This is a genomic window from Flavobacterium sp. FlaQc-47, assembly GCF_044006475.1.
Lineage (GTDB): Bacteria > Bacteroidota > Bacteroidia > Flavobacteriales > Flavobacteriaceae > Flavobacterium.
In genome coordinates this window covers 189,503-215,482 of record NZ_JBIPCQ010000007.1, presented here as the reverse complement: position 1 = coordinate 215,482, position 25,980 = coordinate 189,503, and the positions used below count along the sequence as shown (strand labels likewise).

Sequence of the window (25,980 nt, the reverse complement as noted above, 5' to 3'; positions counted from 1 at the left end):
TTAATAGACCAAGGATTGGAGAAAAAATCAGCACTAATTTGAAATAGTCCTGCATGTACTTCATAAGTACAGCGCTATTTATTGTTTTCTTACTTTTTATTTTGGGCTGTTTTTTTATAGCTCCTGTACTTAATGAAATATCAAAGGACAACTGCAATTGAATTTGCTTTGTGGATGATGATCGGCTCTCACTTAGGATTTCTATGGTAATTTTAAATATTTCGAAATTTAGTCACGGATTATTTTATTAAAGAATTTACGAATTTAATAAATAAATGTTAATCTGAACCAATCGGTTCAGAATTTATATATATCTTTGCCCTATGTCAAGAAGTATTGCATTCATACCTGAAGAAAAATTGGAAAAGGCCATGAACGTGTTTTGGAGCAAAGGCTATACCGCTAGTTCTTTATCCGATCTTACCGAGGCCATGGCGATCAATAAAAGTAGCCTGTACAACAGTTTTGGAGATAAGTATAGCCTTTTTAAAGCATGTCTGAAGCATTACGGCAAGCTTGTTGAGCAGGATTATGCTTCTTCCATTGATGATCAGGCCAAACCAATTAAAAACCTGGAAAATATAATTGACGGGATTTTTAAAACTACCACTGAAAGAGCTTATTCCTGCATGGGTATCAAAACCTCCTTCGAACTGGCTTCAGATGATAAGGAAATAAGAGCCGTCATAAAGACCGGTCATGATAAAACAATCAGTCTTATACAATCTTTTATTAAGGAAGCCCAAAGTCAGGGTGACATAGCAGCAGTTCGGGATTCCCGCAATATGGCACATTTTATTTTTAATGCATTTGCTGGAATGCGCCAGTCCTTTGTGATATATGGAAGCAAAGAACTTGTAAAAGGTATGGCAGCAGAGTTAAAAGCATACCTGAAGGCATAAAATTTTTTTTTCACTAAATCTGAACCGATTGGTTCAAAATAAATATTTTAAAGATGGAACAACAAGTAGCAACAGAAGAGTCATTAGCAGGGAAAAGAATCGCAATCACAAATGTTTATTTTGAAAAGATAGATAATTGGGATCCTACGGTTTTGGACCTAATGTCAGATGATGTGCAATTTTTCTTCCCTAAGTCGGGAATAAGAAAAGGTAAAGAGGAGTGGGGTAAATTCGGAGAACTTTTCGGGAAATATTTAAAAAGTATCAAGCACGATATTCCCCAACTAAGACATATTGTGCAGGGAAATTTTGTAGTTGTGGAAGGGAGTGAACAAGGTGAGATGACTGATGGAACAAAATGGCCTGATGGCAAGATTTCCCAGGGACTGTTTTGTAATGTATTTGAGTTCAAAGGAGAGCTTATCACAAGGTTACATGTTTATGTAGATCCGGATTTTATTTCTGCTGATCAAGATCGGGTTAAGGCATTATTTGCAGAGTAGTTATCATAATTAAAATTGTTAATTGACTTACCTGTGCGGAAGAAGCACCAACAATGGTTTTAATTGCCAATCCATTGTCTGGTTTTTCTGCTTCAGGTTAAGGTTCACTAACCCAGTGAATGAGTTCAAAAAAATTTAAATTAATCTGAACCGATTGGTTCAGATTGTATAAGTATTAATAAATAAAAAAAGTAAAAAAGCAATGAGCATAACAAATAATAATTTGTTCGAACCTTTCATAATTGGAAAAACAAAATTGAACAACAAAATAATAATGGCACCGATGACAAGAGGCAGAGCGGACCATCAGACTCACTTACCTCATTTTGATATCGAAGGAACCTATTATCAGCAGAGAGCTACTGCAGGACTGATCATTTCAGAGGGAATCGCGGTGAGCAGTAAAGCCATAGGGTCCGTTAATATTCCGGGGTTATACAATCAGCAGCAAATAGCACAATGGAAAAAGATTACAGATAGGGTTCACCAAAGTGGAGGAAAAATTTTTGCACAGCTATGGCACGTCGGCCGTATCTCGCATCCGGACCTTTTAGATGGCAATTTCCCCGAAGCGCCCTCTGCAATTAATCCCAAACATTGGGCTTTTACACCAACGGGCATACAAAATACCGTTACACCGCGAGCATTGTCAGTTCAGGAAATTATACAAATTGAAGACAACTTTAAAAGCGCCGCATTAAATGCAATTGAAGCCGGGTTTGACGGAGTTGAAATACATGCAGCAAATAGCTATTTGTTTCACCAGTTTTTTGCTGACAGTTCCAACGAGCGTGAAGATCAATATGGGGGAAGCACTGAAAATAAAACACGTTTCCTTTTTGAAACACTTGATAAAATTGCCGGTGCTATCGGTTCGGAAAAAACAGGTATTCGCCTTAGCCCACTTTGGAGTGGAGCGGGTATTGAACTTGACGATGCCCTCAAGCATACCTTTGACGTGATTATATCAAAATTAAATAATTATGATCTGGCCTACCTGCATCTTACCGGTATTGGCAGTCTTAACCAAAATAATTATCCGAACCCTACAGACGAAATAATTGAAACAACTGGTAAATATCGTAAGATTTTTAGAGGCAGTATTATAATAAACGGTGGTTTTGATAAGACAAGTGCTCAGGTAGTTCTGAATCAGGATGTTGCCGATCTGGTATCATTTGGCGTTCCCTTTATCGCTAATCCCAATTTGGTGGAAAGGTTCAAAGATGATATAGCTCTGAGCAGCCCCGATACTGATACTTTCTACCAAGGTGGCACTAAGGGTTACATTGATTATCCTGTCCGATAATCAAAATATAAATCAGTGAATAAAATACGGTTTATAGTTCTTAGAAGAGCTGGGTATTCTATTTTAATACTTTCGAATTAATAGTGAAGTTAAGAAGTTGCAGATGTCCAATAAAACCAGAGTGGTCAATTATGAATAATGCCCGTAAAATAAATTTATAATTTCATATGATCTGTAAAAAAACTAATGTCTTTTGTCAAATTCAGTATTAAATTCTTTGTTAAAGGACAATAGAGTACATATATCTTGATGAGGCAATTTTTTTTAATTAATTTTGTACTTGCAAGTTGAAAGTGGATTACAAAAAACGCTTGCAAATAATAATTAGATATTGACATGGCAACGATAAAAACAAGGTCTACATGTCCGGTAGGATATTCACTGGATATATTTGGAGATAGATGGACCATTTTAATTTTAAGAGATATGATTTTTGCAGGAAAGTCATCTTATTTGGAGTTTATGAACTCCCCAGAAAAGATCTCGACCAATATGTTAGCTGATAGATTAAAATTTTTAGAATCTCAGTGTTTTGTATCTAAAAAAGAATCTCCTGTAAATAAATCTAAATTTATTTACACCCTTACCCAAAAAGCAATTGAGCTTTTGCCTATTATTGCTGAGATGATAATATGGGGAACAAAACATCATCCTGAAGGGCTTCCTACAGCTGTCTCCGAGGAATTGAAAAATAGTAAGACCGAAGTAATAGAAAGATATACGGACATGCTGCAACAAAAGCTGGAGAATTCCAAAGCGGAGTAGTCTTTGTCTAAGGCTTGAAGTACAGATATAATTTAAAAATTGCCCTTCTAACACCGAATTGTTGGCAGGGCAATCTTTTTATAGAGGGGTCAAATGGTGGAACAGCAACCAGTAGATTATTATGGGTCTCTAGCGCCTTATTACAACTTTAGATCGATAGGCTTTTGATTTTATTGTATGAAAACCAATAACGAATCAATTACTCCATTTTGGGTAACTAGAATGTCAGTTCCTGTAATTCTCTTGGGATTGTCTTTTGTTCCAAAGTTCCAATTGAATTTAATTATATTGTGATGCGTTTCTACAGATCCGTCAATAGTGAAATGATAGCCTGGATATTTGGCAAGTAAATTATCAATAAATTCGTTAAGGGCAACCCTTCCAACGACAATACCATTTGGATCGGTAAGCCTGAAATCGGTACTATATACTTTATCTATTAGCAGTTTTCTTTTTTGGCTATCGTACTCGCTCCAAATTGCGATGTGAGCGTTGGTCAAAATTGATGAATCTGCTATCTGCGCAGGTGTAACATTTACTCCAAAAGTAGTGTTGGTTTGAAATATATTAATTTTATTTCCATCAATATCCTTAATCATCGAGCAAAGCATTCCACCTTCAATAAGGTTCTGTTCGCGCCACACAAATTCGACGCCCTTTGCTTCCAGTTCTTTTGAGGCTTGCGCAAGATCATCTACTTGTAATACGATACTTTTATTTCCAATTGGAACTAAATGCGCTGGCGGGGCAGCAAAAAGTGCTTCAATTCTTTGACCGTCGGGCACGTGAAGAAGTTCAAGCTTTAAGCCATTACCTTCTATGATTGCAGCCTCTGCATCCCCTGCGGGAATTTTGAAAGTTGACCTGCTTAAAAGCTTAAAGCCAAATACAGTACTATACCAATCTATAGATTTGTCAAGGTCAGCCACAGTAAATGCGACGTTAAATAAAGAAAAGGATTCTAGTCCAGCTTTGTTTGGGATGTTATCTTTCATAATTGTACTATTTTTTTGGGCCTGTATATTATTGTTTAACAGTAGCAGAAGAGCTGTTAATCCCCAGATAAATGATCTTTGTTTATTCATAATTTAAGTTATTGGCAACAAAAACGGAAATATGCATATATCAATTAAATTATAAAGCACTTGTGTTTTGCAAGTGCAAATTTATATAAGTTATTGCAATATACAAGTACTTTTGAAAGTTTTTTTTATCAGATTGATTGGTAAATATTTTTTAGCGCATCATTAACAACTCACAAGCGGTAACTTTAAAAACAAATTCTAGTAATGAATGTCTTGGATTAAAATCTTGTTTTTTATTTAAAAATTATTCTAACAAAATTTTAACTTTTTGCATATGGGTTTTATATATTTTTGTACTTGCATTTTGCAAGTACTTTAGTTATTAAAAATTTAAAATTATGGAAAACACAACAAATAAATTATCAAATCCTAGTACAAATCGTAGGCTGGAGGGAAAAGTCGCTCTTATTACCGGTGGAAATAGTGGTATTGGTCTGGCCACCGCCAAAAGATTTGTCGCTGAGGGAGCTCATGTTTTTATTACAGGCCGAAGAGAGAAAGAACTAAATGAGGCAGTCGCTTTAATTGGTCATAATGTTACAGCCATTGTAGGGGATGTTTCTAAACTGGGGGATTTGGATCATATTTATGCGGTAATTAAATCAACCTTCAGGCATATCGATATCGTATTTGCCAATGCAGGTGTTGGTACTTTGGAACCCCTTGGAAGTATTACTGAGGAAGGATTCAATTATGCATTTGACGTAAATGTAAGAGGCACTTTATTTACTGTTCAAAAAGCCCTGCCATTATTAACAAAAGGAAGTTCAATTATTTTGACCGGTTCAACAACCGGAAGTGAAGGTAATCCTGCATTTAGTGTGTATGGTGCTACCAAGGCCGCCGTTCGCAATCTGGCAAGAAGCTGGGCTGTAGATTTAAAAGGATCAGGGATTCGTGTAAATGTGCTGTCCCCCGGGGCTACAAGCACTCCTGGGCTACTCAATGTACTTGAGTCTTCAGGATTCAAAGAGGAAGCTTTAAAGCAATTTGAAGATTTATCACCCCTTGGACGAGTGGGAGATCCTAGTGAAATTGCCGCGGTGGCATTGTTCCTTGCCTCTGATGATAGTAGTTACATGACTGGCGGTGAAATTTTTGTGGACGGCGGATCTGCTCAAATATAATTTAAAAAAGATTTTTATGAAAGTTATATTTACTTTGACCGTTCTGTCCATTATCGCTTGTAGTTCCTGTAGGGACGATAAATCCGGAAATAAAAAAAAGCAAATTCAAATGATAGAACAAACAAAAGAAAAGGCTAGGGTTTCAGCCGAGATTGCCATAGACCATATAGGTATTAATGTCCCTGATATTGATTCGGCAACTCTATTTCTAAAGGAAGCTTTTGGCGCAGTGGTAATTTACGAATCACACAGTAAAAAAGATGCCCCAATAGATTTAAGCGGAGTAGAAAGCACCTTAAATGTAGCACTTGGGACAAAAATATTTGCCGTTCGAATGATTAAAATTGGTAAAGGACCCAACATTGAATTGTTTGAAGTTCATACAGAAGGACAACGAGATGCCATCAAATCCAGTGATATTGGTTTGCAACATTTTGCTATTTACACCGATAGTATTTCAGCATCGGTTGAGAGATTTGTAAAAGCGGGCGGAAAGATACTCTCAAAACCTAACCCTATGCTTTTTCCTGAAGAAATGGGAGAACATAATTTTTTCGTTTACGGTATTACTCCCTGGGGAACATCAGTTGAATTTCTGACATATCCTGATAAAATGCCATATGAAAATGAAACCAAGCTTCGTCGATGGAAAGGTGGGAAATCTGATAAATAAAATAGGCTATTACTTATAAGATTAAAGATTAATAGATTTTTTGAAGTTTTAATGAAATTTTATTCATGAGTTAAGCATTAATTAATTATAAATTAATGCTTAACTCTAATTTTGAAGTTCTATTAAAAGCACTAGTTTAAATAGATCAAAGCAGGAAAAGTTACATTCCGACATCATTGTGATAAGAAGATAAGATCCGGATTTATAAGCTGTATCTTATTTGTTGTCAGTAAATGTTTAAAAACTTTTTAAGATTAAATTAAAGAATAAATTATAAAAAAAGATGTTAAGACCTTTTACACTTATTTTGGCATACTGCCTCTTCTCGTTAGCTTTTTCTATTGAAGCAATGACTGTACACCCATGCTATTTACTCAATAGATGGATTTGGGAAAAGTCAGTTGGAGGAACAGATAATCCATATGTATCAAATCCAAAAACGATTGGGTTTAATAAGGAAGTGGTTTTTACTTCACAAGGCAGAGTTATCACCTATAAGAATACTGTAGAAATCAGAAATAATCCATATCAAGTTGAAAAAGGTATCGGCTATGTTGATCATCTGGAACATGAACTTTTAAGTTTTGAAGGGACTACCTATATAATTGAGAATATTGACAATCACAATTTGACAATTCTCACAAATGATGCGAAGGCTGCCCGTACGATCTATAAAAGGTAAGTGAAAATATAACAAAACGGATTAAAGAATTATAAGCAATACTAAAATAGGCCAGGATGAAATACAGAAATATTTTATTGATCGATGATGATACCGATGATGCCTACATATTTATTGAAGCAGTCAATGCAGTAAAAGAATCCATTATTATCCAACATGAGCATAACCCATTAGTGGCACTGGAAAATTTAAAGTTTGCAGAAAAACTCCCAGACCTCATTTTGCTTGATTTCAATATGCCTTACTTAAATGGGAGGGAATTTTTATGCAGGTTGAAATGTGAAAGTAATCTTTGTTCCATTCCTGTAATATTGATTTCATCGCCTCCCGGGGAATTTGTAATTGATTTGCTGGAGAATAATCAAATTAGACAATATATTAGCAAGCCAAATAGTTTTAATGAATTAATAACTATTCTTAAAGCTATCTTAAAAGCGTAGCTGGAAATAGCTTTAAAAATTTATTATTGAAACCTATAATTTATTTTAATAGTATAATGTCCCTACCAACATATCATAATTTTAATTATCGTGGTTAGAATTTGTAATTCTAGTTGCATCCTCTTTCTATAAATTACTATTTTACTTTGGTCAATGGTGTATTCTCAAATTCTCAAATTGCTGTATTAGCATATAAATAAAATGTATTAAAAATTAATTGTCATTAAATTTTAGGATAATAATTATACATTTTTTAAATGGAGAGAGGATAATGAAGGATATGTGGTCTATAAATTCAGTTTTTTTTAAGACAGAGCCCATGGCAAAGAATTGTTAAAGTTTCTGAATCTTATAATCTAGTTCTTGTTTTTATCAATAAATGAACAGCAGCTCAACAGTTATAAATTTCCAGTTTATATCTCACGCCCAAAGGTCCCCGATTTAATATTAAGCATCAAAATCAAATAAATAAGATTTAAATGATTCAGGATTTACTAATGATAGGGTTCTTAAGGTCTTTAGTTTTGGAGACTAAGTTTATATGTATCATTACTTCAATTTTGCATCCTATTTTTATAAGTAAATTATTTGGTAATTAGTTTACATTTACACTGGTAATTAACCTGTATTAATTAATATTTATATGTTTGAGATTTTTGCTCAATACTTGCAAAGTAAAATAGAACTCAGTGATCAGGAACTAAAAATGATCAGGGAGGTCTGCGTGGTGCGAAAACTTAGAAGAAATCAATATCTGCTGCAAGAAGGGGATATTTGGCGTTATAACGCCTTTATAACCCAAGGATGTTTGAGAACCTATAGTGTAGATGACAAGTCAGTGGAGCATGTTCTTAATTTTGCTATTGAAAATTATTGGACCGGAGACAGGGAAAGTCTATTAGATGGCACGCCATCCCGCTTTAATATTGATGCCATAGAAGATAGTATTTTACTGTTAATCAACAAAGAAAATTTTGCCCGATTGATGAAAAGCATTCCGCAATTTCAGGATTTGGTAAATTTGATTTTTGAGCGAAGTTTGGTCGCAAGCCAAGATCGTATCAATAACAGTATCAGTCTTAATGCAGAAGAAAAATATTTTCGCTTTATAGAAAAACTGCCACAGATTGCACTTAGGGTTCCCCAGCACATGATTGCTTCCTTTTTGGGAATAACACCCGAAACACTCAGTAGAATAAGAAAACAGAGTTCAAAAAAATAATGTGAAACTTTAGATTGAAAAGAAATTCAAATTTAAACCCTTGATATATATCAAGTGATTTTTTATTTTATATCAATTGTTTAAAGCGTCATTGAAATTATTTTTGTATACTATTTTATATCAGAGCTGTAACAATTTTACTAGTACTATAATTTGATGGAAACGACAAAAACATCTGGGGTGTATATGGAAAGGAGCATTATTTATCAGGCATGGCTCTTACAGAACAGAAAGATTAGCGACCTTGTTCGAAAGCTTGATGATGAGGATTTAACAAAAGATGTTGCTTTTGGCAGAAACAGCGGACTTTATCTGTTGGGACATCTAATTGCAAGTAATGATCTTTTGCTGCCTCTTTTTGATTTTGGAGAAAAATTGTATCCCGAGTATGAGAAAATTTTCCTGTGCTGTCCTGACAAATGCGCTCAAAATTTTCCAACCGTCAAAGAGTTAAAATCGCATTGGTTTGCCTTAAATGAATACCTGAATTTGAAATTTGCCTCGATAAATGAAGAGCAAGGGATTATCGAGAGCGATAAATTTTGTCACCAATTAAAAACGATGCTAACTATTATAAATCATCAGTGTTATCACCTGGGACAGCTTGCTTTTCTTCTTTAATGAAATACAGTAAATAGTGGACCCTATAGTTTTGGGTTCAAATTTTCAAAACTATCCTGTCCGACGATTTTGCCACAAACCTATGGACGCCAAATTTTATAAAATTTCTTTTTTTTAAGTATTTGTAAAATTTCTTTTTTATGTTTTTTGGGCTATTGCTTTATGAAAGAGTAGAAAGTGCTAAACATAGGTATGCACATTTTGAAACACCAGGTATCAAAGATATAATAATATTGAAGTTACTTTTGTTCATTAGAACAATTTCAAAATTTAAATATATTAGGATGTATTTTATAAAATGAAAATGTCCTGTTGCTAAGCCCTTAACAATATTATTGCGATTTTTTTTTAAATCTACAGATCATAAAGTCTTTTGAGAAAAGGATTCAGACAATTAATACATTTAGTACAAGATGAATATATTTTAATTTGATCTGGTCTGGTGAATACTTCAATGCGGCTCTTAAAACACTTCTGGTCTGAATTAATCCAGACCAAAAGGTCCCAAGGAGAATTTTTTATTAACACATATTTGATATTATTTTTAAATAAGCGATAAAAGATATACAAGTGCCTAGGTTAAAGTAGCTGTGACACCTCCATCTACAATAATTGCAGTTCCGTAAATATAGGAAGCATCGTCGGAGGCCAAGAAAAGGGAGACTTTTGCAACTTCATCTGCTTGGCCGGCTCTATGTACCGGAATTGTAGCAATTACTTCCTTAATGCCAGATCCCTCAGTTTGAAAAAAATCCCTGTTAAGTGGAGTTTCGATTAGGCCTGGCGCCACGGCATTTACTCTGATCCCATAACCCGCATAATCCATTGTAAGCTGTTTTGTAAGTCCAAGTACTGCATGCTTTGAAGAGGTGTAAGCAACACCACCTGCTCCGGCAGCGTATGATCCAATAGATGCCATATTGACAATACTTCCTTGTTTTTTCTCAATCATGTGGGGAAGCACGCTATTACAGAGGATAAAAACAGCTCTTGCATTAACATTCATTAATTTATCCCATAACGTTAAAGGAGTGTCCAAAGATTTTGCAAATCCATCAAATACACCTGCTGTATTACACAAAATATCAATTCGGTTATGTTTTTGGATAATATTGGATATGGTTTCTTTTACAGCTTTTTCATCTGTAACGTCAAGCTGAAGGGCGTATCCCAGTCCTTTGGAGTTATGGATTTCCAGAATGACATCCTTTACAGCATCAATATTTGAATCTATTGCTATGACTTCAGCTCCTTCACTTGCAAATAATACAGCTTGAGCTTTGCCAATTCCTGATGCTGCTCCGGTGATTACGGCAATTTTGTTTTTCAGTTTCATTTTTTCATTTTTTAAATAATTATTTGAAAGAACGCAGTTTAAATGAAAATTTATCATGTGCTCTTTTTATTGTTTTACCTTAAGCACTCCAATTGGATATGCGCATGCTTTTTCCAATAGCAATCAAGACAGAAAAGGTCTTGCATGACACTTGAAAATTCAACTTAAAAGCCCGGTCAAATTGGGTCAGAAATAAGTGTAAAAGAAAAGTTCCATTAAGAAAGCTGTTTTAGATCGTGTTTTGTATGAGATCTAAAACAGCTTAATTATACTATGGATCATCGTGAAAAATTATATCAACATTTCATACCATTGAAATTTATCGCGGAGATGACTTTTATAAATCAGATTTGAAGCATACAAATGCTCCTACTCATTTAATCAGCAACCTCAGGAATAATTTCATCTTCACCTGATATGGTATAGATCAAGCCGTGTCTGTCTAAAATACGGACGTTATCCAGTACGCCTTTTAAGGCTGTCTGGAAATTCTCGCTGGCAAGATGGATGTCTATTGTTTCTTGATCTGCCCAGCCTTCTGCAAGGTTGATAATGGTCGGGTCAAGCATATCAAATGAAAAAGTATAAAAAACACAGCCTTCCAGTGCGCGTGTTTTTTCCAGGTGCGGTTTCACGTAATCAGTAAATATCTGAACGTCCTCAGGATGGATTTTATAAAAAGTATTTACCACAAATTTTGCTTTTTTCTTCATAATGTTATAATTAAAATTAATTTATTTAAATGGGAAGCGATCTATGTGAAGGCCTCTTTAAGTTTCGCCGGATCGTAGTATTCAGCCATATAGATTATTTTTCCATCGTTGAAGCCGAAATTGGAAATATATTTTTGTCTGTATATTTTTCCCGTGGCAGTGACTTTTACTTCAGCCTCATATGTGGCAAATAAAATGTCTGGATCGGTGGTCTCATAGATCATTGGGTTTTTAAATTCAAGGCCCGGTACCTGAGCAAGAAATTCTCCAATTGAATCTTTGATAATATTTTCCCCCTGAATTTTTATCGGTAATCCTGCTGACTCTGCATAGGGGTACTCGATGATAATATCTTGGTGGAGCAGATCTAGCGACTGGTCAATGTTTTTTGTTGCAGTTGCCAGATACTGCAGGACAAGAGAACTGTTGTTTGATTTTTTCATTTTTATATTTTGTTAAGGCCGGATAAGATTTTTACATGCTGCTGTTTTATTGCTATTTCAAAAAATTAAATCAATCTGATTTAAAGTATGAGCGTTATCCGGTAATTAATTTTACTTCTGCCTTTTACAAAACTAGGATTCATTCCACAGTTTCATCTTGACATTTATTAAGAAAATAATTGATTTTTGATAAGAAATTAATCAACTAACAATTTGACCAGGGTCTGCTCACAGGTGGCATTTGTAATCCATTTGTTAAACTTTGAAGTTTCTCTCCCTATGAGTTCCCAGTAAGAAGGCTGCAAGATATCAGTTGTGGTACGACGGGACATTTTGCCGATTGAAGGAACGTGGCAGTCTTTGGGATTTTTAAATATCTTAAATTACTTTTAAAGATTCACTTTCTATAAATCTTTTAGATTAAGGTAACGATATATTTTTGGTGAACTGCTCGAATGTATTTTGTGATTTTGAGAAAATTTTGTCCTAGATAAGGGCAGGACACTATAAGTAATTTAAAGTATTTATGGCATCATTGATAATTTCACTCCAGAAATTTTAGCTAAAAATATTTGAAAAGAAAAAAAAGAAGTAGAGCAGTCTACTATTGGAAAAAAGACAAAGAAATTGCGATAAGTCCAGAACAGCGGCCTTTAAAACTGTAATGTATACATGATATTTATACATTCTATCTTGATAAGAAATTTCATTGCTTAAAAAAGATATATTTTGAGTTTTAACCAATTTTTTATTTGCATTTAAAAGATTTACACCTAGTTTTGTTCTAGAGCAATGCTATTTCATTTTTGTAAAAGAATTTTCCTTTTTGAAAATTAGCAGTTCATCAAAATGGGGCAATCAGACAAAGCAAATGGTGCCTTCAGATGACAGCGCAACAGGTGAGTATCTAATCTGCATAGAAAGTATACAAGGGGGGAGTATTTACCAGTATTTATACATGAGCTGGAACATGCTAACCGCTCGAACATGGGGAGTTATTCTCAATAACGGTCAGATGGATCGATACGATATAAACCATGAGGTAACAGCTTATGACATAAAGCCCAAAATTGAAAATGGTATTGCCTTTGACATTACAGATATTATGGACATATGGTTACTGAACCTTACCAGGTAATTCCAGAAGCAATTACAACGCTTTTCTAGGGATGCATGATCATCTTAAATCACCGGATCCGGGCACTGGCGGTGGTAGATCAGCTTCTAGTTCTGGTGGGTCGGGTCATTGTTAGAAATGTCCTAAGTAAAAATTTATTATAATTAAAACATGAAAATATGAAATCGTATAAAATAATATTAGCACTGTTTATATCGTTCATCTCCAGTTTATCGGCTTTTTGTCAATCTAATATTTATAAAGAGCAAGTCTCGATTAAACTTCTACTGGATGAGACGTCAAGGGAGCGTGTCAAAAAAGAAAATGTGGATCTCCAAAGTTTTGTTGAGTCCCTTTATATCAATTCCAGTAAATTGTTTAACCAAACCCTCCCAGCGGTCAAAAAAGGAGACTATTATGTGTTAATTGACTCTGGAGATAGCACTTTGGAGAATAAGATTGTGAAAATCAGCGAATTAAAAAGTATATCGCTGGATAAAATCGACGAGCTGACCTATAAAAAGTCTGCTCTTTATGGGGCATTGTATGGAAATTACGCGCAATTGTTTGGTATTATATTAATTAAACTAAAAAAGTAAAATGTGGCGTTTTAGGATTTTAACAAAGTATTGAGTTATCTAAACTGTACTTTCAAAACATTATCAAATACGGCATGTGCCATACTAACAGCAAGCCAAACAGAAGAGGATTTTGTATTAAGGTGCGTCAATACTGCAATTTCGGGTAAATCGTTCAATTGAGGAAATTGTAAAAAAAGAATCTTTTTTTTACTGTGTTTTTTCCTCATTAATAAGCATTATATTTGCATTCCTGAATGCGGCTATGCGATTTATTCTGTAGTCTAAAATTTACCACAGCGGTAAATTAAAAATATCATTTTGCGGTAATGTATCAGATGTGTTGGTGGTTAATTATTGCATAAAACATTTACAGATTATCAATGATTTATATTAATATCGCATAAAAATTAAAACAGCCTTCGGGCTGTTTTTTTATTTTATAATCCCTTAAATCGAAAAAAATGAGCTCAAACCAGACTAGGTGTTATAGATGTGTTGATGATATTCGAAAGATGATAAAGTATGGAAAGACAAAGTCTGGCAATCAAAGATATATTTGCAGAACATGCGGGAAAACCAGAGTTGAAAATTATGCATATCTGGCTTATAAGGAAGAGATAAACCAGAATATTATTCAATTAACTAAAGAGGGATTAGGTATAAGAAGCACGGCAAGAATACTGAAAATATCAGCCACGACATTATTGAAAAGAATCGTTTTAATTGCCAGAAATATTTCCAAACCAATTATCAGCAAAGGCAAAACTTATGAAGTCGATGAGCTGTGCACTTATATCAGACATAAGAAAAATTATATCTGGCTGGTTTATACCTTGGAAAAGAATTCTAAAACAGTTGTGAGTTTTAATGTTGGGAAACGAAGCAATAAAACGCTTAACCGTGTTCTGGAAACTTTGAAATTATCTGATGCTAAAAAGATAATTACGGACAGATTAAAAAACTATAGATATTTGATTGACGAGAAACTGCATTCGGTAAAACGTTTCGGGACAAACCATATTGAAAGGAAGAATTTGACACTCAGAATTCATCTGAAACGACTCAACCGCAGGACAATCTGCTTCAGTAAAAGTTTAGTCATTTTTACTGCTGTTTTGAAAATTTATTTTTGGACTTGATTGTTTAAATAGATAAATATCTTGTTGAATAATTTACCCTAACGAGACTTGAAACATTTTTCCTTGAAAATACAGGGCGTTTAGATTTTTTAAGAAATTGAAGTGGAATTTATCAAACGACAAAAAAGCCTTAAAAATCTTGATTTTCAGGCTTTTGCTTTAATCTTGTAGCCCTAACGGGACAATTTTCGAACCATTTTTTGTATGATTTGAACAAATTAAACATATTGTGATGATAAATCTGAATGCTTTGGATGAATAATTTTATTCAAATTTTTGGAGATATACATTATCTAATTTTTATTTAAGAGTGATTATCAAGATGAAAAAATCTAGCTTCCATATTTTGCTTTTGATGTTTTACATGTTGATGTTTTACATGTTGATGTTTTTAGAACTAATTAAAATTAGTCCTAATGACACCTGGATTAGTCCTTATAAGTGAAAAAATATTTTTGTCTATTTTTTTAATTTCAATTTTCTCAATACTTCTTTTAATTGGAGCAGTTCCCTCAAAATAAGATTCTTTATCATCAATAAACAATCCAGCATGTACCATTTTTTCTTGTAAATTATCACTCACAAAATCTAAAAAATCTGATAGATTTTTGTTTTTTATTGTTATATGATTTTCAGTATTGCTGATTGATTGTATGCTTTCTACATTAGTACCATTGAAAAAGTTCATGCCAAATACGATTTCTAATATACTTTCTGGATCATATTTAATAAATCGATCATCTTTCCCTGTATAGTCAATTAGATGTGGCGTAATCAGAGAATGAGGTACATTCATATCATTTTTTGAAATTACAATTCGCCATTCATTTTCATATTGCCAATGTTTAATTTTTGTTGAGATATCAACTAACAAAGGAAGATGAAAACCAAGTTTGTTGACATCGATATGAAGTTTATCTTCTATATAATTAATTGGAAAAATAAGACAGTTTAGATCGTTTATATTATTAATAGATTCTAATAATTTTTGAGTATCAAATTTAATTCTAAATCCTGAGTCTGAAGAATAATGTCCCCACATCAAATTATTCATTTCGTCAGATGTCAAACAGATTGTTCCTAACTTTTGAGTTATTAGAGAAAAATGAAGATTTCTGAAAGCTGAAAATTTCGTTTCTTTATCTTTAACATATAGTTCTTTTAATTCTTCATCATTCAATTCGTTTTGAAAAAGAGGTTTGTAATCTTCAAAACTTAGATTATCGAAATTAAAAGATAGCGGATTACTGTCAGTTATATCGTTAAATTGATATGGATGCGAACAGTAAAATTTACTTTCCGTAATAGCTTGAAAACTGTAATTGCTTGGAGAATAAAATTTATGGAGTTCTACCGGAATAGGTGTTTCGTACTCTATTCTAATACCTTTATTTAGTTCGTATGGTTTTTCGCTGATGTAGGTTAAATTACCAAATTTTAGTTTTGCCATTAGTTTTTTTATCAACTAATTTATGCTAAATTTATTTACAATGAATTCTTAATAATTAAATTTTTTGAAATAGGTAATTATATGCATTTAAATAACCGCAAAAAACTAAATTATAAATATTAAGTAGTTATGAAAAACAATATATTCTTATTTTGTAAATTAATTACTCATTTGTTGATGGGAAAATAAAATAAGTTTCTGTTTGGTTAATTAATTTGAAGCAACTAAATGAACGGGAAAGGGACTCGAACCTTTTTGCAAAATAAAATAACTAAAATAAAAACAGTGTTTATTATAATAGTTTCGAACCTAAACTGCTTAAACTTTGATTTTGCTGAGCTATTAATTGTTCAGAATACGTAGTGCCATGATTTTGCTACAAAACTTAGATTGACAAAAAAACTGTAAAAATTAGCGTTAACTTTTTGTGGCAAATTTGAAGGCAGCTCCAGTGAAATTTAATACTTGTTACAACTTTATAAATCTATAACTATTATCAAATTTATCCTGTAATTTTTTCACGATGCTGCTTGCCCCAGGAATGCATGACGGTGATCAATTCAGATAGTGTATCACTGTAAGGTGTCAGCTCATACTCAACCGTTATTGGGCTTGTATCGCATACAGTACGTTTAACTAGACCATTCATTTCCATTTCTTTTAATTCTTTGGATAATATCCGTGAAGATATTCCAGCTTCTCTCGATAGTTCCCTGAATTTTAGTTTTCCTCCTCTCAATATAGAAATGAGAACAAGTTTCCATTTTCCGCCTACTACATGTAATGTATCCTGAAGCGTGAGTATAGCAATTTTACATTCCCGATCTGTTGCAGGTATTAAACAGTGATTCTTTTTTGCCATGATATTCTTTTTGTTACCGGTATCCTAAATGTAACTCAGTACAAAATTAGTGAATTTCCCAGTAGCTTTGCCAATAGAAAATCGAGTATAATTTATAATCTATTAAATACAAAATGATATGACAGCAATCATTAATGAAGAGAACAAGATCAATGCAGAGAACGTATTCCATAAGCATCTTTCGATGTTTACAGACGGCATGAGTAAACAAGACTATGCTAATTTGTTTACAGAAGATGCCGTACAAGAATATCCATATGCGCCCGCGCCTTTTGCTACAAAAATAGAAGGCCGTGAGGAAATTGCAGCGTACATAGAAAATGTAGTCAAAGGAGCTACCAATTGGAACTTCACTGATTTTAACTTCAGTGCAACTTACAACCCTGATGTTTTTTTTGTTGAGTTTCAGGGAAGCGCTGTGGTTACTTCAACTGGCAAAGAATACAATCAATTGTTCATCGCCCGTATAACAATGAGCGGTAATAAGATCGCTAATTTTAAGGAGTATTGGAATCCAGCTTGGATCTTAGATGCTTTTGTATAACAATTGACCTGATAGTTATAATAAAAAAAGACATTTACATTATTGTAAGTGTCTTTTTTATATATCATGAAATATTGCTTTTAAACACATGAGCAATGAGATAATAGAAAGATAGCTCAAGATTTCTCTGAAGTTTTTGTCGTTATAGTGGCAACACGACTCGAACCTGTTAATTAGAAAAAATAACTAAAATAAAATCGTATTCTAAAAGTTTCGAACCTAAACTCGGTAGGTCTTGATTTTGCTGAACTTCTAGTTTTTCAAAATAGACTGCGCCACGATTCTGCCACAAAACTTATATGGGTGAGATATCTTTAAAAACAACCTTAACTTTTTGTGGCAAAATGATATCCATTCCATTTTGTCTTGTGCCATGATTTTGCCATATAACTTAGACAGATGAAATATCTTTTAAAAACCGCCTTAATTTTTGTTGCAAAAAAGGTAGATACGGAAACTTATAAAGTTAACGATGAATAAAATTTGATAGTTATTTATTTTTTGAAAACTTATATGAAAGTTTTTCTGTTTGTCATTTTTTATTTTTATTATATCCTATGAAATTAAAAAAGGGTATTTATACTTGTTTTTTTATAAGGAAATCGAAATATATTTACTAGGTTAGTACATATAGATGATTATAAATCTTAAAAATTTTCAGCATTAGGATTTATTGTGATTTTTAAAATCTATATGTTGTTTTAATATAAAAAAGAGAACAATTCATCTTATTTCTGCTAGTATATGACATGTCCTGAAGATTCCATTTCTTTTTTTTCAATGCAGCCGAGATTAAGAAAATGCGCTGTGATAATTGGTGTTAATAAAACCGGAAGCCTACCTGTTCTTTCTGCGGCTGTTAAAGGAGCAGAGAAAGTCAAGGAATGGGCTGATTCTCAAGGTATAGAAAACTGTCTTATTACTGATAAAGAAAGTGCAGTTACTGTGAAGATGATTAAAAAAGCAATTTCGGATTTTGTCAATGAAAAGATTTATGACCAGCTGATTGTTTACTATTCTGGGCATGGTATTCTTAAAAGTGCAAGTGATGAGCAGTGGCTTTTATCTGAAGCTCCAGAAGACATCAATGAAGCGGTAAATGTTCAGCCTTCAAGATTGCTTTCCACCAGGTGCGGTATTCCTAATGTTGTCATTATTTCTGATGCATGCCGCTCACTGCCTAACAACCCTCTTGTTTCTGAAGTGTTTGGTTCTGTTATATTTCCAAATATTGTCCCAAATAATACCGATGTCAATGTCGATATGTTATACGCCACGAGTCCGGGAAACCCAGCTTTTGAGGCTGCAGAAGATGCAGCTGCAAAGAACTACAATGGTCTTTATACTATAGAGCTTTTAAAGGGACTTAACGGCGAGATTCCTAACATACTTACTGATTTTGCTACTGGACTAAATAAAAATCATAATGGGCTCGACAAAAATTACAAGATTGTTACAGCCTATGAATTATCGGAATACCTAAAAGATGCCGTACCAATTGCTGCTGGTAAGTTTGATGTATCCCTATCCCAAAGGCCAAAAGCTGAAATTACTTCACGAACACCTTGCTATCTTTCGCTTATTACAAACATTGGAAACACCTTAGTTGAAGAAACGAAGGATGGAAATAGTACTTCGCTTGAAGAAATGAAGGCTGGAAATGTGAAAATCCCAGATTTGATTGAGAGATATGGGCAAGCTATAGGGCCAGACCGTGATTTTCTAGATGCTATGTTCGATCGACCTTTTAAAACAGAGGCAGGTTCTAAAAATTCGCATGAAACTGAACCTCTTGAGGAACCAGAATCCCCTTTTGAAGATTACGAAAAAGAATCTGTTAAGCCTATTTTGCAGGCCTTAGATAAGACAAGCAAACAAATCGAAACCGGATTTACAATTGTCGGAATACCTTATGTAAATAAAAGTTTCGAGGGAGATGTAAATATTTTCAAAGAAAATGGCGCTGTACAAATTAGAATATACAGCCACAATAGATATAAGACATTCTTTTTAGATCTGCCGGCGGGAGGTATTATACCTTTGGCTATACTTCCTGGTTTTATAGGAACAGTCGTTTTTGACAAGGGAGAAATTTTAACTGTCAACTATAGCAGATCATTTATAGGTTTTCAGTCATTAAACGGGTTTACCGAGACGAATCCGGAAATCGAGGCAAGAAGGGCTCTAATAGCGGTAAAGTCCAAAGATGGTATTTTTAAGATTTCGGAAAATATTGAGGAACTCAGCCAATCAGCTAGTTATTTGAGACGTGAGAAAAGTCTTGATCCGACTCTGGGACTCTATGCTGCTTACGCCTATAGTCAGGCGGGTAAATTTAAGGATGTCCTTTCGATATATGAACATATGCAGCGAGAGCCTCAGCCGGTACTTTTTGATGTTGCTATGCTTAATGAGCTGTCTGCGAAAGAGCCTGATCCGCAAATAATAAATGCTGCTGCACCATTTTGCCCCATGCTTAATCAGGGCTGGTCTTATATGTCCATTAATCCGGATCATTATGACCCATTACTCATGGAAGTTTTCAAATTTCGTGTACCTGGGCTATGGACCACTTTTACCCCTAAAGGGGCTGCGTTAATAAGAGAAACATTTAAAGATATACACATATGAACCTAATTTTAATACACGGCAGGGACCAGCAAGGAAAAGATCCTTCGAAATTAAAAAAAGAGTGGATTGACACCTTAAAGATAGGATTAGCAAAAAACTCATTAGAGCTTCCTGAAGATGTCAATATTGTATTTCCTTTCTACGGAGATCTTTTGGATTCTTTTAGCAAGGATGTTACTAATCCAGGTTCGATAACCGGTGTTATCGCAAAAGGAAGCATAGCGGAAAAACAGCTGACATTCTATTTTGATATTTTAAGTGAGATTGCTTTAAATGCAAAAATTGACGATCATAAAATAAAAGAGACAAGTATTAGTATTCAAGAAAAGGGGCCATTAAATTGGGGATGGATACAGGCGATATTAAGGGCTCTTGATGCGTATAGCTCTTTTGGTGATACCTCTCTAGAAAAATTCACTTATGATGTATTTGTATACTTAACAATACCTGAAATACGAAGACAAATTAATGAATTTATTTTATCATCCATTAAAGAAGGACCAACTGTTATAGTGGGACATTCATTGGGTTCTGTCGTAGGGTATAATGTACTTCGGGAACTCAAAGGTAGTGATGTTAAAAAATACATTACTATTGGTTCGCCACTAGGATTAAAATCCATTAAGGCGCAATTAGATACGCCTCTAAGGATGCCATCATCAGTAACAGGCGGATGGTATAACGCATATGATGAACGAGATTTTGTCGCTTTGAATCCCTTGGATAAAAAGAATTTCAATATTTCGCCGTCAATTGTAAATTCTAATCATGTAAATAACCAAACTAAGAACCGACATGGAATTATCGGCTATCTTAATGATGCTGCTGTTGCTGGAGAAATACATAAATATTTGACATCCTCAGGCGAATAAAGCCTGATCCTAATAAGGAGTGAATAGCTGCAGAAATAAAAAGCATTTAGGAATTTCAATTTGTTGTTTACGCTCAGCCTCAAGAGTATAACCAAAATTTGTAGAAGTTGCAATTGATAGAAATACAATTAAAGACAAAGACGGCAGGCCAGTTAATTTTGCATTAGGCAGTTGATTCTAAAGTTCCGGACCTAAAAACTTGCAAAACCTTATTTCGTTATGTATGTGGATTTGTAAAGTATTCCGTGCCATGATTCCGCCACAAAACTAACAATGTTGACAATCGAGAAAATAAGTAACTTGACGACCTTAACTTTATGTGGAAAAAAAGTTATCCCCTCCATTTCAAGTTACTTCCCATATATTGTCAACTCAGTATGTTGAATTTTATGTTTTTGATCTTATTTAGTTATGAACGAACTTGTAATGTTTATTTTACTTAGATAGAAACAAATCCTATTATGTAGAAAACATTTGTTAAATTGCTCGAATTTGCTAATCAATTTAAAAACCTTTTTTATGGATATATTTAACCAAACTAATGCTCTTATTGACCTGTTTGGAAAGGAATTTATTATACCTCATTATCAAAGAGGTTATCGTTGGGAAGAACAGGAAGTAGAAGAATTACTTGATGATATATGGCACTTTCAAAAAACTTCAATCAATGGTGAATTTTATTGTTTACAGCCTATTGTTTTGCAAAAAAAGTATGAAAATATTTATCATGTTCTCGATGGACAGCAGAGACTAACGACACTTTATCTTATCCTAACGTTTTTAGAAGAAGCAAGACATGATTATGGTTATACACAAGAAATATTTAAGATTAAATATGAAACAAGATCTGATTGTCAGAAATTCATGGAAGATAAAAAGTTTACTGCCGGGATAGACGAAAGCAATATTGACTACCTTCATATAAGTAATGCTTACCAAATTATAAAGCAGTGGTTTTCTAAATCAAGTAGTGCAGGGGCTAGAGCAAAACTTGTCCCGATTTTAATGGATGAGAATTCTAAAAGTAATCGTAATGTTAGGGTTATATGGTATCAAACTGAAGAATCTGTAAATCCAATCGATATTTTTATTCGTCTGAACATAGGGAAAATACCATTGACAGATGCAGAGCTTATTAAAGCTCTTCTCTTGCAGAGTGATAGATACGATGAAAAGGAATTAAAATTTGTTGAAATGAAACTTTTTGAATTAGCATCGGAATGGGACAGGATAGAATATGCTCTTCAGGATGCTGATTTTTGGTATTTCTTAAATAATAATAGCAATACTAAACCAACACATATTGAATTCATATTGGATTTAACTGCAGATCTTATTTTAAGGGAAAAGCAGTATTTTGAAAAAAAACCGCATAAACATGCCACTTTTTTAATACTTTCAGCCTACCTACAAGATATACTTGAGAATGGGAATATTGGCAGGATAGAAGCAGTTACCAAGATATGGAAAATGGTTACAGATTATTTTGAATATTTTTATAATTGGTATAATGACAGGGTTCTATTTCATTATATAGGATATCTTATTACTCTTTCCTCGAGGCCGGCAAGTATGATAGACAGTCTTTTGCTCAAATCGAAGCAGTTATCAAAAAGCAAATTTACAGCTTACTTAGAAGAGTTGATAGGGGATCGTATTTTGATCAGTAAAAAACGAAAGGATTCAAAAGGCATCGAATTTATGATAGGTTTTGAAGATCTTGTTTATGAAAGTGCGGACCAGAAAAGTAATGATCGACAGGAAATAATGCGGATATTACTACTTCATAATGTTGATTCCTCTCTTCGTAGTGATAAAGAAAAAGCCAGATTTCCTTTTAATCTGTATAAACACACGCAATCAAATCAAAAATGGAGTTTAGAACATATACATGCTCAAAGATCTGCTTATATTACAAAAGATGAGGGGCAACGCAACTGGCTTGCAGATCATATAATTTCTTTTAGTAATCAGAATGATTTTGAGCTTTTACCAATAATAGAGAAAATGAGAGACTTACTTAATCTTGATATTATTGACAAAAATGATTTTGAAGCTATAGTTGAAGAAGTTTATAATTTAATCAACAAAAAGGCTGACATAGATCAGAACATTATCCACTCTATAAGCAACTTGTGTTTGGTAGACAGCCATACCAACAGCTACTTGAATAACTCTGTTTTTGATGTGAAGCGAGAAAAAATTAAACAAAGAGAAGTTACCGGACATTACATTCCAGTTTGTACCCGAAATATCTTTATGAAAGCCTACAGTGAATATCCGATGAGTAACGCTTACTGGACAGAGCATGACCGACAAAAGTATATAGATAACATGAAAAAAGTTTACAATTATTATACAGAAAAAATAGTTAAGGAAGATGCAATTTACATTTAAGCAATTACTCGAAAAATATAATGTTGTGATCCCACAGCTACAGAGAGATTATGCTCAGGGTCGCAAGAGTGAGGGAGATTTGAGAAAAGTATTCATATCAAATATCAAGTCTGTACTTAAGGATGACGGAACGCACCTAAACCTTGATTTTGTCTACGGTTATACAGAACTTGCAGGTAATCATAGAGAAGTCTTTATACCCCTTGACGGTCAGCAGCGTCTTACAACTCTGTGGCTAATCCATTGGTATTTGAGTCCCCGGTTTGAAGAAATAATAGGAGATGAAACATTATGGTTCTTAGATTCTGAAACCGCAGAATATCTTCAGAATTTTACCTACCAGACAAGAATTTCCTCAAAAAGGTTTTGTTCATGCCTTATTAGTGAGTCATTAAATGTAAATGGAGATGAAAAGCTAAGCGAAAAAATCAGTGACTCGTCATGGTATATGGCATCGTGGAATAATGATCCGACAATTAAATCTATGCTCACGATGCTTGATACTCTCCAACAGATTATCGAAGAGAAAGAAAATTCATGGAGCAATCTTCTTAGCGGAAGTATAACATTCGATTACATAGATATTAAATCAGAGGAATTCCGTTTGACAGATGAGTTGTATATAAAAATGAATTCAAGAGGTAAGCCACTTACTGACTTTGAAAATTTTAAAGCTTTATTCTCGGGTATACTCGCAGGAAAAAATACGGAATATGTTGCTGATAAGAAGACTTTTCAAAATGCAGAAGTTAGCTATCAGGATTATTTTGCCTTTAAAATTGACGGACAATGGTTGGATCTTTTTTGGTCTTATAGAAAAGATGTTTATATTAGTGTAGATGACTCTATATTGAATTTTCTTTATTATGTTTCTGAATTTTTGTTTTATCGTTATGATGGAGATGATGATATTTATGAAGGAATCTTGCCAAAACGGGATATAGATTTTCTTGCGAAAATTTTTTCTGTGAAAGAAAATATAGATTTTCTATTTAACTCATTGGATTTTTTGTCAGATTTAGAGGATGTGCAAGGCTTTTTTGATGCTTTATATGAGCATACTTCGACATTTGATAATTATAACAAAAATTATTTTTTAAGATGTCTTTCTAATATAGGTTTTGATGTCAAAGACAAAACGATTCTTTATGCAGTGCTTGCTTATGCAACAAAAATGGAGGTCAAAAATGTTGATGATGAATTCAAGGACTACTTACGTATTGTTAGAAACCTGCTAACAGCAGTCCGTCAGCCTAATCCTAAGAAAAGGATAGAATATATATCAAATCTTCGTATGCCAAATGTGGCGGACTACTGTATGTTTATAGATAGTTTTGTTGAAGCGATAGCAGCTGATTCTGACATTACAACCTACACTATTCTTTCAACTAATGAATTTTCAGGTTTTACAAAAGATAATATTGCAACAGAAATAACAAAAGCAGAGGTTATAAAAGGAAAACCAGAATTAAAGCCTATTATACATGCTCTTGAGGAGCATAAGCAGCTAGAGGGTAATACTGTCAATTTTAATTTTACCCAGGACAATACAAAAGAGAAAATTGAATCATTTTTACAAATTTGGTCATCAGATACTGACAGGGGACTGCTGGTTCGTGCTTTTTTGTCCAATGGAGATTATTCGGTAAAAACACATCAGCGTTCTTCAATTGGACCAGTGTGGTATTTCGGCAGCAAATCAAATTGGAGCAGAGTCTTGACAGCAAGCGAAAAAGATGAAAGGAAAAAAGTAACTGGCGTACTTGATAAATTCCTGACAACTTATCTAAAATCAGAAGGAGGAACTGTTAATGAAAAGCTTAATTATATAATTAGGCAATATCAAAGTGATGTGCGAGACTGGCGTTATTACTTTGTTAATTATCCAGCCATTACAAAAAATGGGCATGAAACACTGAATGTTTTTGCTTGGGGTGATGATAATGGTATTGAAGTTAATCAATTAGGAAATTCAGGTAAGCAGCCTTTACACTCTTACCACCTTAATTCTTATGAAATAGCAGTATCAAGCATATTTGCAGGGGACGATCGTGTAGTGCTTTATTATGGACGATTTACTGATTTTAGTCATATTAAGATTTTTGGAAAAATACGAATAGTAAGCACTAAGGTTGGTTGGTGGATTTATTGGCCTGAATCCATCAATGAAGATGAAAAAATTTTTGAAAAATATAACCTAAATATATCACTGAATGCAATGCTATTAAAGGAAAATAAAACACAAGACCGCATACAAATCGCTCAAAGTTTTATAAAAGATCTTTTGGATTCTAGTTTAGAATTTCTTGAATAATTATTTATAAAGAATAAGCAATTTTGCTGATTTTTTGCTTTTTCAAATATTAATAGTTTAGTTTGAAATTGCGACTGATGTCTACTTCTTAATAATCGATTTTAATCTATGACTTTTCAACAATTAAATAGGGACATTATATAAAGAGCGAACTATCAATGAATTAAACTAACTTGACTATTTGTTTATAAAGTAAAACGCAATAGTGATTTAAATTAATTATTTTTGCGTTAATTTATATATTAATTGAAT

The 25,980-nt window shown here is 33.5% G+C and carries 25 protein-coding genes; 18 read left to right on the top strand and 7 right to left on the bottom strand.

The window, feature by feature from the left end:
- Positions 1–323 precede the first annotated feature (323 nt).
- The 4 genes from ACHRVX_RS20495 (at position 324) to ACHRVX_RS20480 (ending at position 3,479) form a co-directional block, all read left to right on the top strand.
- Positions 324–902 carry a TetR/AcrR family transcriptional regulator gene (locus ACHRVX_RS20495; protein ID WP_395335680.1) on the top strand — a complete coding sequence of 193 codons (579 nt, stop codon included), beginning with the start codon at positions 324–326 and terminating at the stop codon, positions 900–902.
- 53 nt (positions 903–955) lie between these two features.
- The gene (locus tag ACHRVX_RS20490; protein ID WP_395335678.1) at positions 956–1,405 is read left to right on the top strand and encodes a nuclear transport factor 2 family protein; all 450 of its coding nucleotides are present in this window, start codon (positions 956–958) and stop codon (positions 1,403–1,405) included.
- A 202-nt stretch (positions 1,406–1,607) separates the two neighbouring features.
- Positions 1,608–2,714, top strand: coding sequence for an alkene reductase (locus ACHRVX_RS20485; RefSeq protein WP_395335676.1), 1,107 nt, complete (start codon positions 1,608–1,610; stop codon positions 2,712–2,714).
- A gap of 336 nt (positions 2,715–3,050) precedes the next feature.
- The gene (locus ACHRVX_RS20480) at positions 3,051–3,479 is read left to right on the top strand and encodes a winged helix-turn-helix transcriptional regulator (protein ID WP_395335674.1); all 429 of its coding nucleotides are present in this window, start codon (positions 3,051–3,053) and stop codon (positions 3,477–3,479) included.
- Between the two features lie 170 nt (positions 3,480–3,649).
- Here ACHRVX_RS20480 and ACHRVX_RS20475 read toward each other — a convergent pair whose 3' ends face one another.
- Complete coding sequence (locus tag ACHRVX_RS20475; protein WP_395335672.1) at positions 3,650–4,408, bottom strand: VOC family protein; 759 nt, start codon at positions 4,406–4,408, stop codon at positions 3,650–3,652.
- Positions 4,409–4,902: 494 nt separating this feature from the next.
- Between ACHRVX_RS20475 and ACHRVX_RS20470 the strand changes: the two genes are divergently transcribed.
- The 6 genes from ACHRVX_RS20470 (at position 4,903) to ACHRVX_RS20445 (ending at position 9,329) form a co-directional block, all read left to right on the top strand.
- Positions 4,903–5,691: an SDR family NAD(P)-dependent oxidoreductase gene (locus ACHRVX_RS20470; RefSeq protein ID WP_395335670.1), complete on the top strand. Its 789-nt coding sequence runs from the start codon at positions 4,903–4,905 to the stop codon at positions 5,689–5,691.
- A gap of 16 nt (positions 5,692–5,707) precedes the next feature.
- The gene (locus ACHRVX_RS20465) at positions 5,708–6,364 is read left to right on the top strand and encodes a VOC family protein (RefSeq protein ID WP_395335667.1); all 657 of its coding nucleotides are present in this window, start codon (positions 5,708–5,710) and stop codon (positions 6,362–6,364) included.
- 307 nt (positions 6,365–6,671) lie between these two features.
- Positions 6,672–7,046 (top strand): hypothetical protein, encoded by a 375-nt coding sequence (locus tag ACHRVX_RS20460; RefSeq protein WP_395335664.1) that lies wholly within the window; start codon positions 6,672–6,674, stop codon positions 7,044–7,046.
- Positions 7,047–7,102: 56 nt separating this feature from the next.
- Positions 7,103–7,486, top strand: coding sequence for a response regulator (locus tag ACHRVX_RS20455; RefSeq protein ID WP_395335661.1), 384 nt, complete (start codon positions 7,103–7,105; stop codon positions 7,484–7,486).
- Positions 7,487–8,129: 643 nt separating this feature from the next.
- Complete coding sequence (locus ACHRVX_RS20450) at positions 8,130–8,708, top strand: Crp/Fnr family transcriptional regulator (RefSeq protein ID WP_395335658.1); 579 nt, start codon at positions 8,130–8,132, stop codon at positions 8,706–8,708.
- Between the two features lie 156 nt (positions 8,709–8,864).
- Positions 8,865–9,329: a DinB family protein gene (locus ACHRVX_RS20445; RefSeq protein WP_395335655.1), complete on the top strand. Its 465-nt coding sequence runs from the start codon at positions 8,865–8,867 to the stop codon at positions 9,327–9,329.
- A 574-nt stretch (positions 9,330–9,903) separates the two neighbouring features.
- Here ACHRVX_RS20445 and ACHRVX_RS20440 read toward each other — a convergent pair.
- The 3 genes from ACHRVX_RS20440 to ACHRVX_RS20430 all read right to left on the bottom strand — a co-directional run bounded on the left by ACHRVX_RS20440 (position 9,904) and on the right by ACHRVX_RS20430 (position 11,821).
- On the bottom strand, positions 9,904–10,722 hold the full coding sequence (locus ACHRVX_RS20440) for an SDR family NAD(P)-dependent oxidoreductase (protein WP_395335652.1): 819 nt from the start codon (positions 10,720–10,722) through the stop codon (positions 9,904–9,906).
- A 320-nt stretch (positions 10,723–11,042) separates the two neighbouring features.
- Positions 11,043–11,378 carry a putative quinol monooxygenase gene (locus tag ACHRVX_RS20435; RefSeq protein WP_395335649.1) on the bottom strand — a complete coding sequence of 112 codons (336 nt, stop codon included), beginning with the start codon at positions 11,376–11,378 and terminating at the stop codon, positions 11,043–11,045.
- A gap of 41 nt (positions 11,379–11,419) precedes the next feature.
- Complete coding sequence (locus tag ACHRVX_RS20430) at positions 11,420–11,821, bottom strand: nuclear transport factor 2 family protein (protein ID WP_395335647.1); 402 nt, start codon at positions 11,819–11,821, stop codon at positions 11,420–11,422.
- A 970-nt stretch (positions 11,822–12,791) separates the two neighbouring features.
- Here ACHRVX_RS20430 and ACHRVX_RS20425 point away from each other — a divergent pair.
- Complete coding sequence (locus ACHRVX_RS20425; RefSeq protein ID WP_395335644.1) at positions 12,792–12,959, top strand: hypothetical protein; 168 nt, start codon at positions 12,792–12,794, stop codon at positions 12,957–12,959.
- Between the two features lie 158 nt (positions 12,960–13,117).
- Positions 13,118–13,537: a hypothetical protein gene (locus tag ACHRVX_RS20420; protein WP_395335641.1), complete on the top strand. Its 420-nt coding sequence runs from the start codon at positions 13,118–13,120 to the stop codon at positions 13,535–13,537.
- Positions 13,538–13,572: 35 nt separating this feature from the next.
- On the opposite strand, the gene ACHRVX_RS20415 is transcribed toward ACHRVX_RS20420, so the two are convergent.
- Entirely contained in the window at positions 13,573–13,746 is a 174-nt protein-coding gene (locus ACHRVX_RS20415; RefSeq protein ID WP_395335640.1) for a hypothetical protein, read from the bottom strand.
- Between the two features lie 234 nt (positions 13,747–13,980).
- On the opposite strand from ACHRVX_RS20415, the gene ACHRVX_RS20410 reads away from it, so the two are divergent.
- Positions 13,981–14,658, top strand: a complete 678-nt coding sequence (locus tag ACHRVX_RS20410) for an IS1 family transposase (protein ID WP_395335638.1) — start codon at positions 13,981–13,983, stop codon at positions 14,656–14,658.
- Between the two features lie 397 nt (positions 14,659–15,055).
- On the opposite strand, the gene ACHRVX_RS20405 is transcribed toward ACHRVX_RS20410, so the two are convergent.
- Positions 15,056–16,108 carry a DUF2971 domain-containing protein gene (locus tag ACHRVX_RS20405; protein ID WP_395335635.1) on the bottom strand — a complete coding sequence of 351 codons (1,053 nt, stop codon included), beginning with the start codon at positions 16,106–16,108 and terminating at the stop codon, positions 15,056–15,058.
- A 502-nt stretch (positions 16,109–16,610) separates the two neighbouring features.
- Positions 16,611–16,970 (bottom strand): winged helix-turn-helix transcriptional regulator, encoded by a 360-nt coding sequence (locus ACHRVX_RS20400; RefSeq protein ID WP_395335633.1) that lies wholly within the window; start codon positions 16,968–16,970, stop codon positions 16,611–16,613.
- A 118-nt stretch (positions 16,971–17,088) separates the two neighbouring features.
- On the opposite strand from ACHRVX_RS20400, the gene ACHRVX_RS20395 reads away from it, so the two are divergent.
- From ACHRVX_RS20395 to ACHRVX_RS20375, 5 genes are all read left to right on the top strand, one after another.
- On the top strand, positions 17,089–17,514 hold the full coding sequence (locus ACHRVX_RS20395) for a nuclear transport factor 2 family protein (RefSeq protein ID WP_395335631.1): 426 nt from the start codon (positions 17,089–17,091) through the stop codon (positions 17,512–17,514).
- Positions 17,515–18,258: 744 nt separating this feature from the next.
- The gene (locus tag ACHRVX_RS20390; protein WP_395335629.1) at positions 18,259–20,145 is read left to right on the top strand and encodes a caspase family protein; all 1,887 of its coding nucleotides are present in this window, start codon (positions 18,259–18,261) and stop codon (positions 20,143–20,145) included.
- On the top strand, positions 20,142–21,017 hold the full coding sequence (locus ACHRVX_RS20385; protein ID WP_395335627.1) for a hypothetical protein: 876 nt from the start codon (positions 20,142–20,144) through the stop codon (positions 21,015–21,017). The genes ACHRVX_RS20390 and ACHRVX_RS20385 overlap by 4 nt, the downstream gene beginning before the upstream one ends.
- 519 nt (positions 21,018–21,536) lie before the next feature.
- Complete coding sequence (locus ACHRVX_RS20380; RefSeq protein WP_395335625.1) at positions 21,537–23,414, top strand: DUF262 domain-containing protein; 1,878 nt, start codon at positions 21,537–21,539, stop codon at positions 23,412–23,414.
- The gene (locus tag ACHRVX_RS20375; protein WP_395335624.1) at positions 23,398–25,728 is read left to right on the top strand and encodes a DUF262 domain-containing protein; all 2,331 of its coding nucleotides are present in this window, start codon (positions 23,398–23,400) and stop codon (positions 25,726–25,728) included. The genes ACHRVX_RS20380 and ACHRVX_RS20375 overlap by 17 nt, the downstream gene beginning before the upstream one ends.
- Positions 25,729–25,980 lie beyond the last annotated feature (252 nt).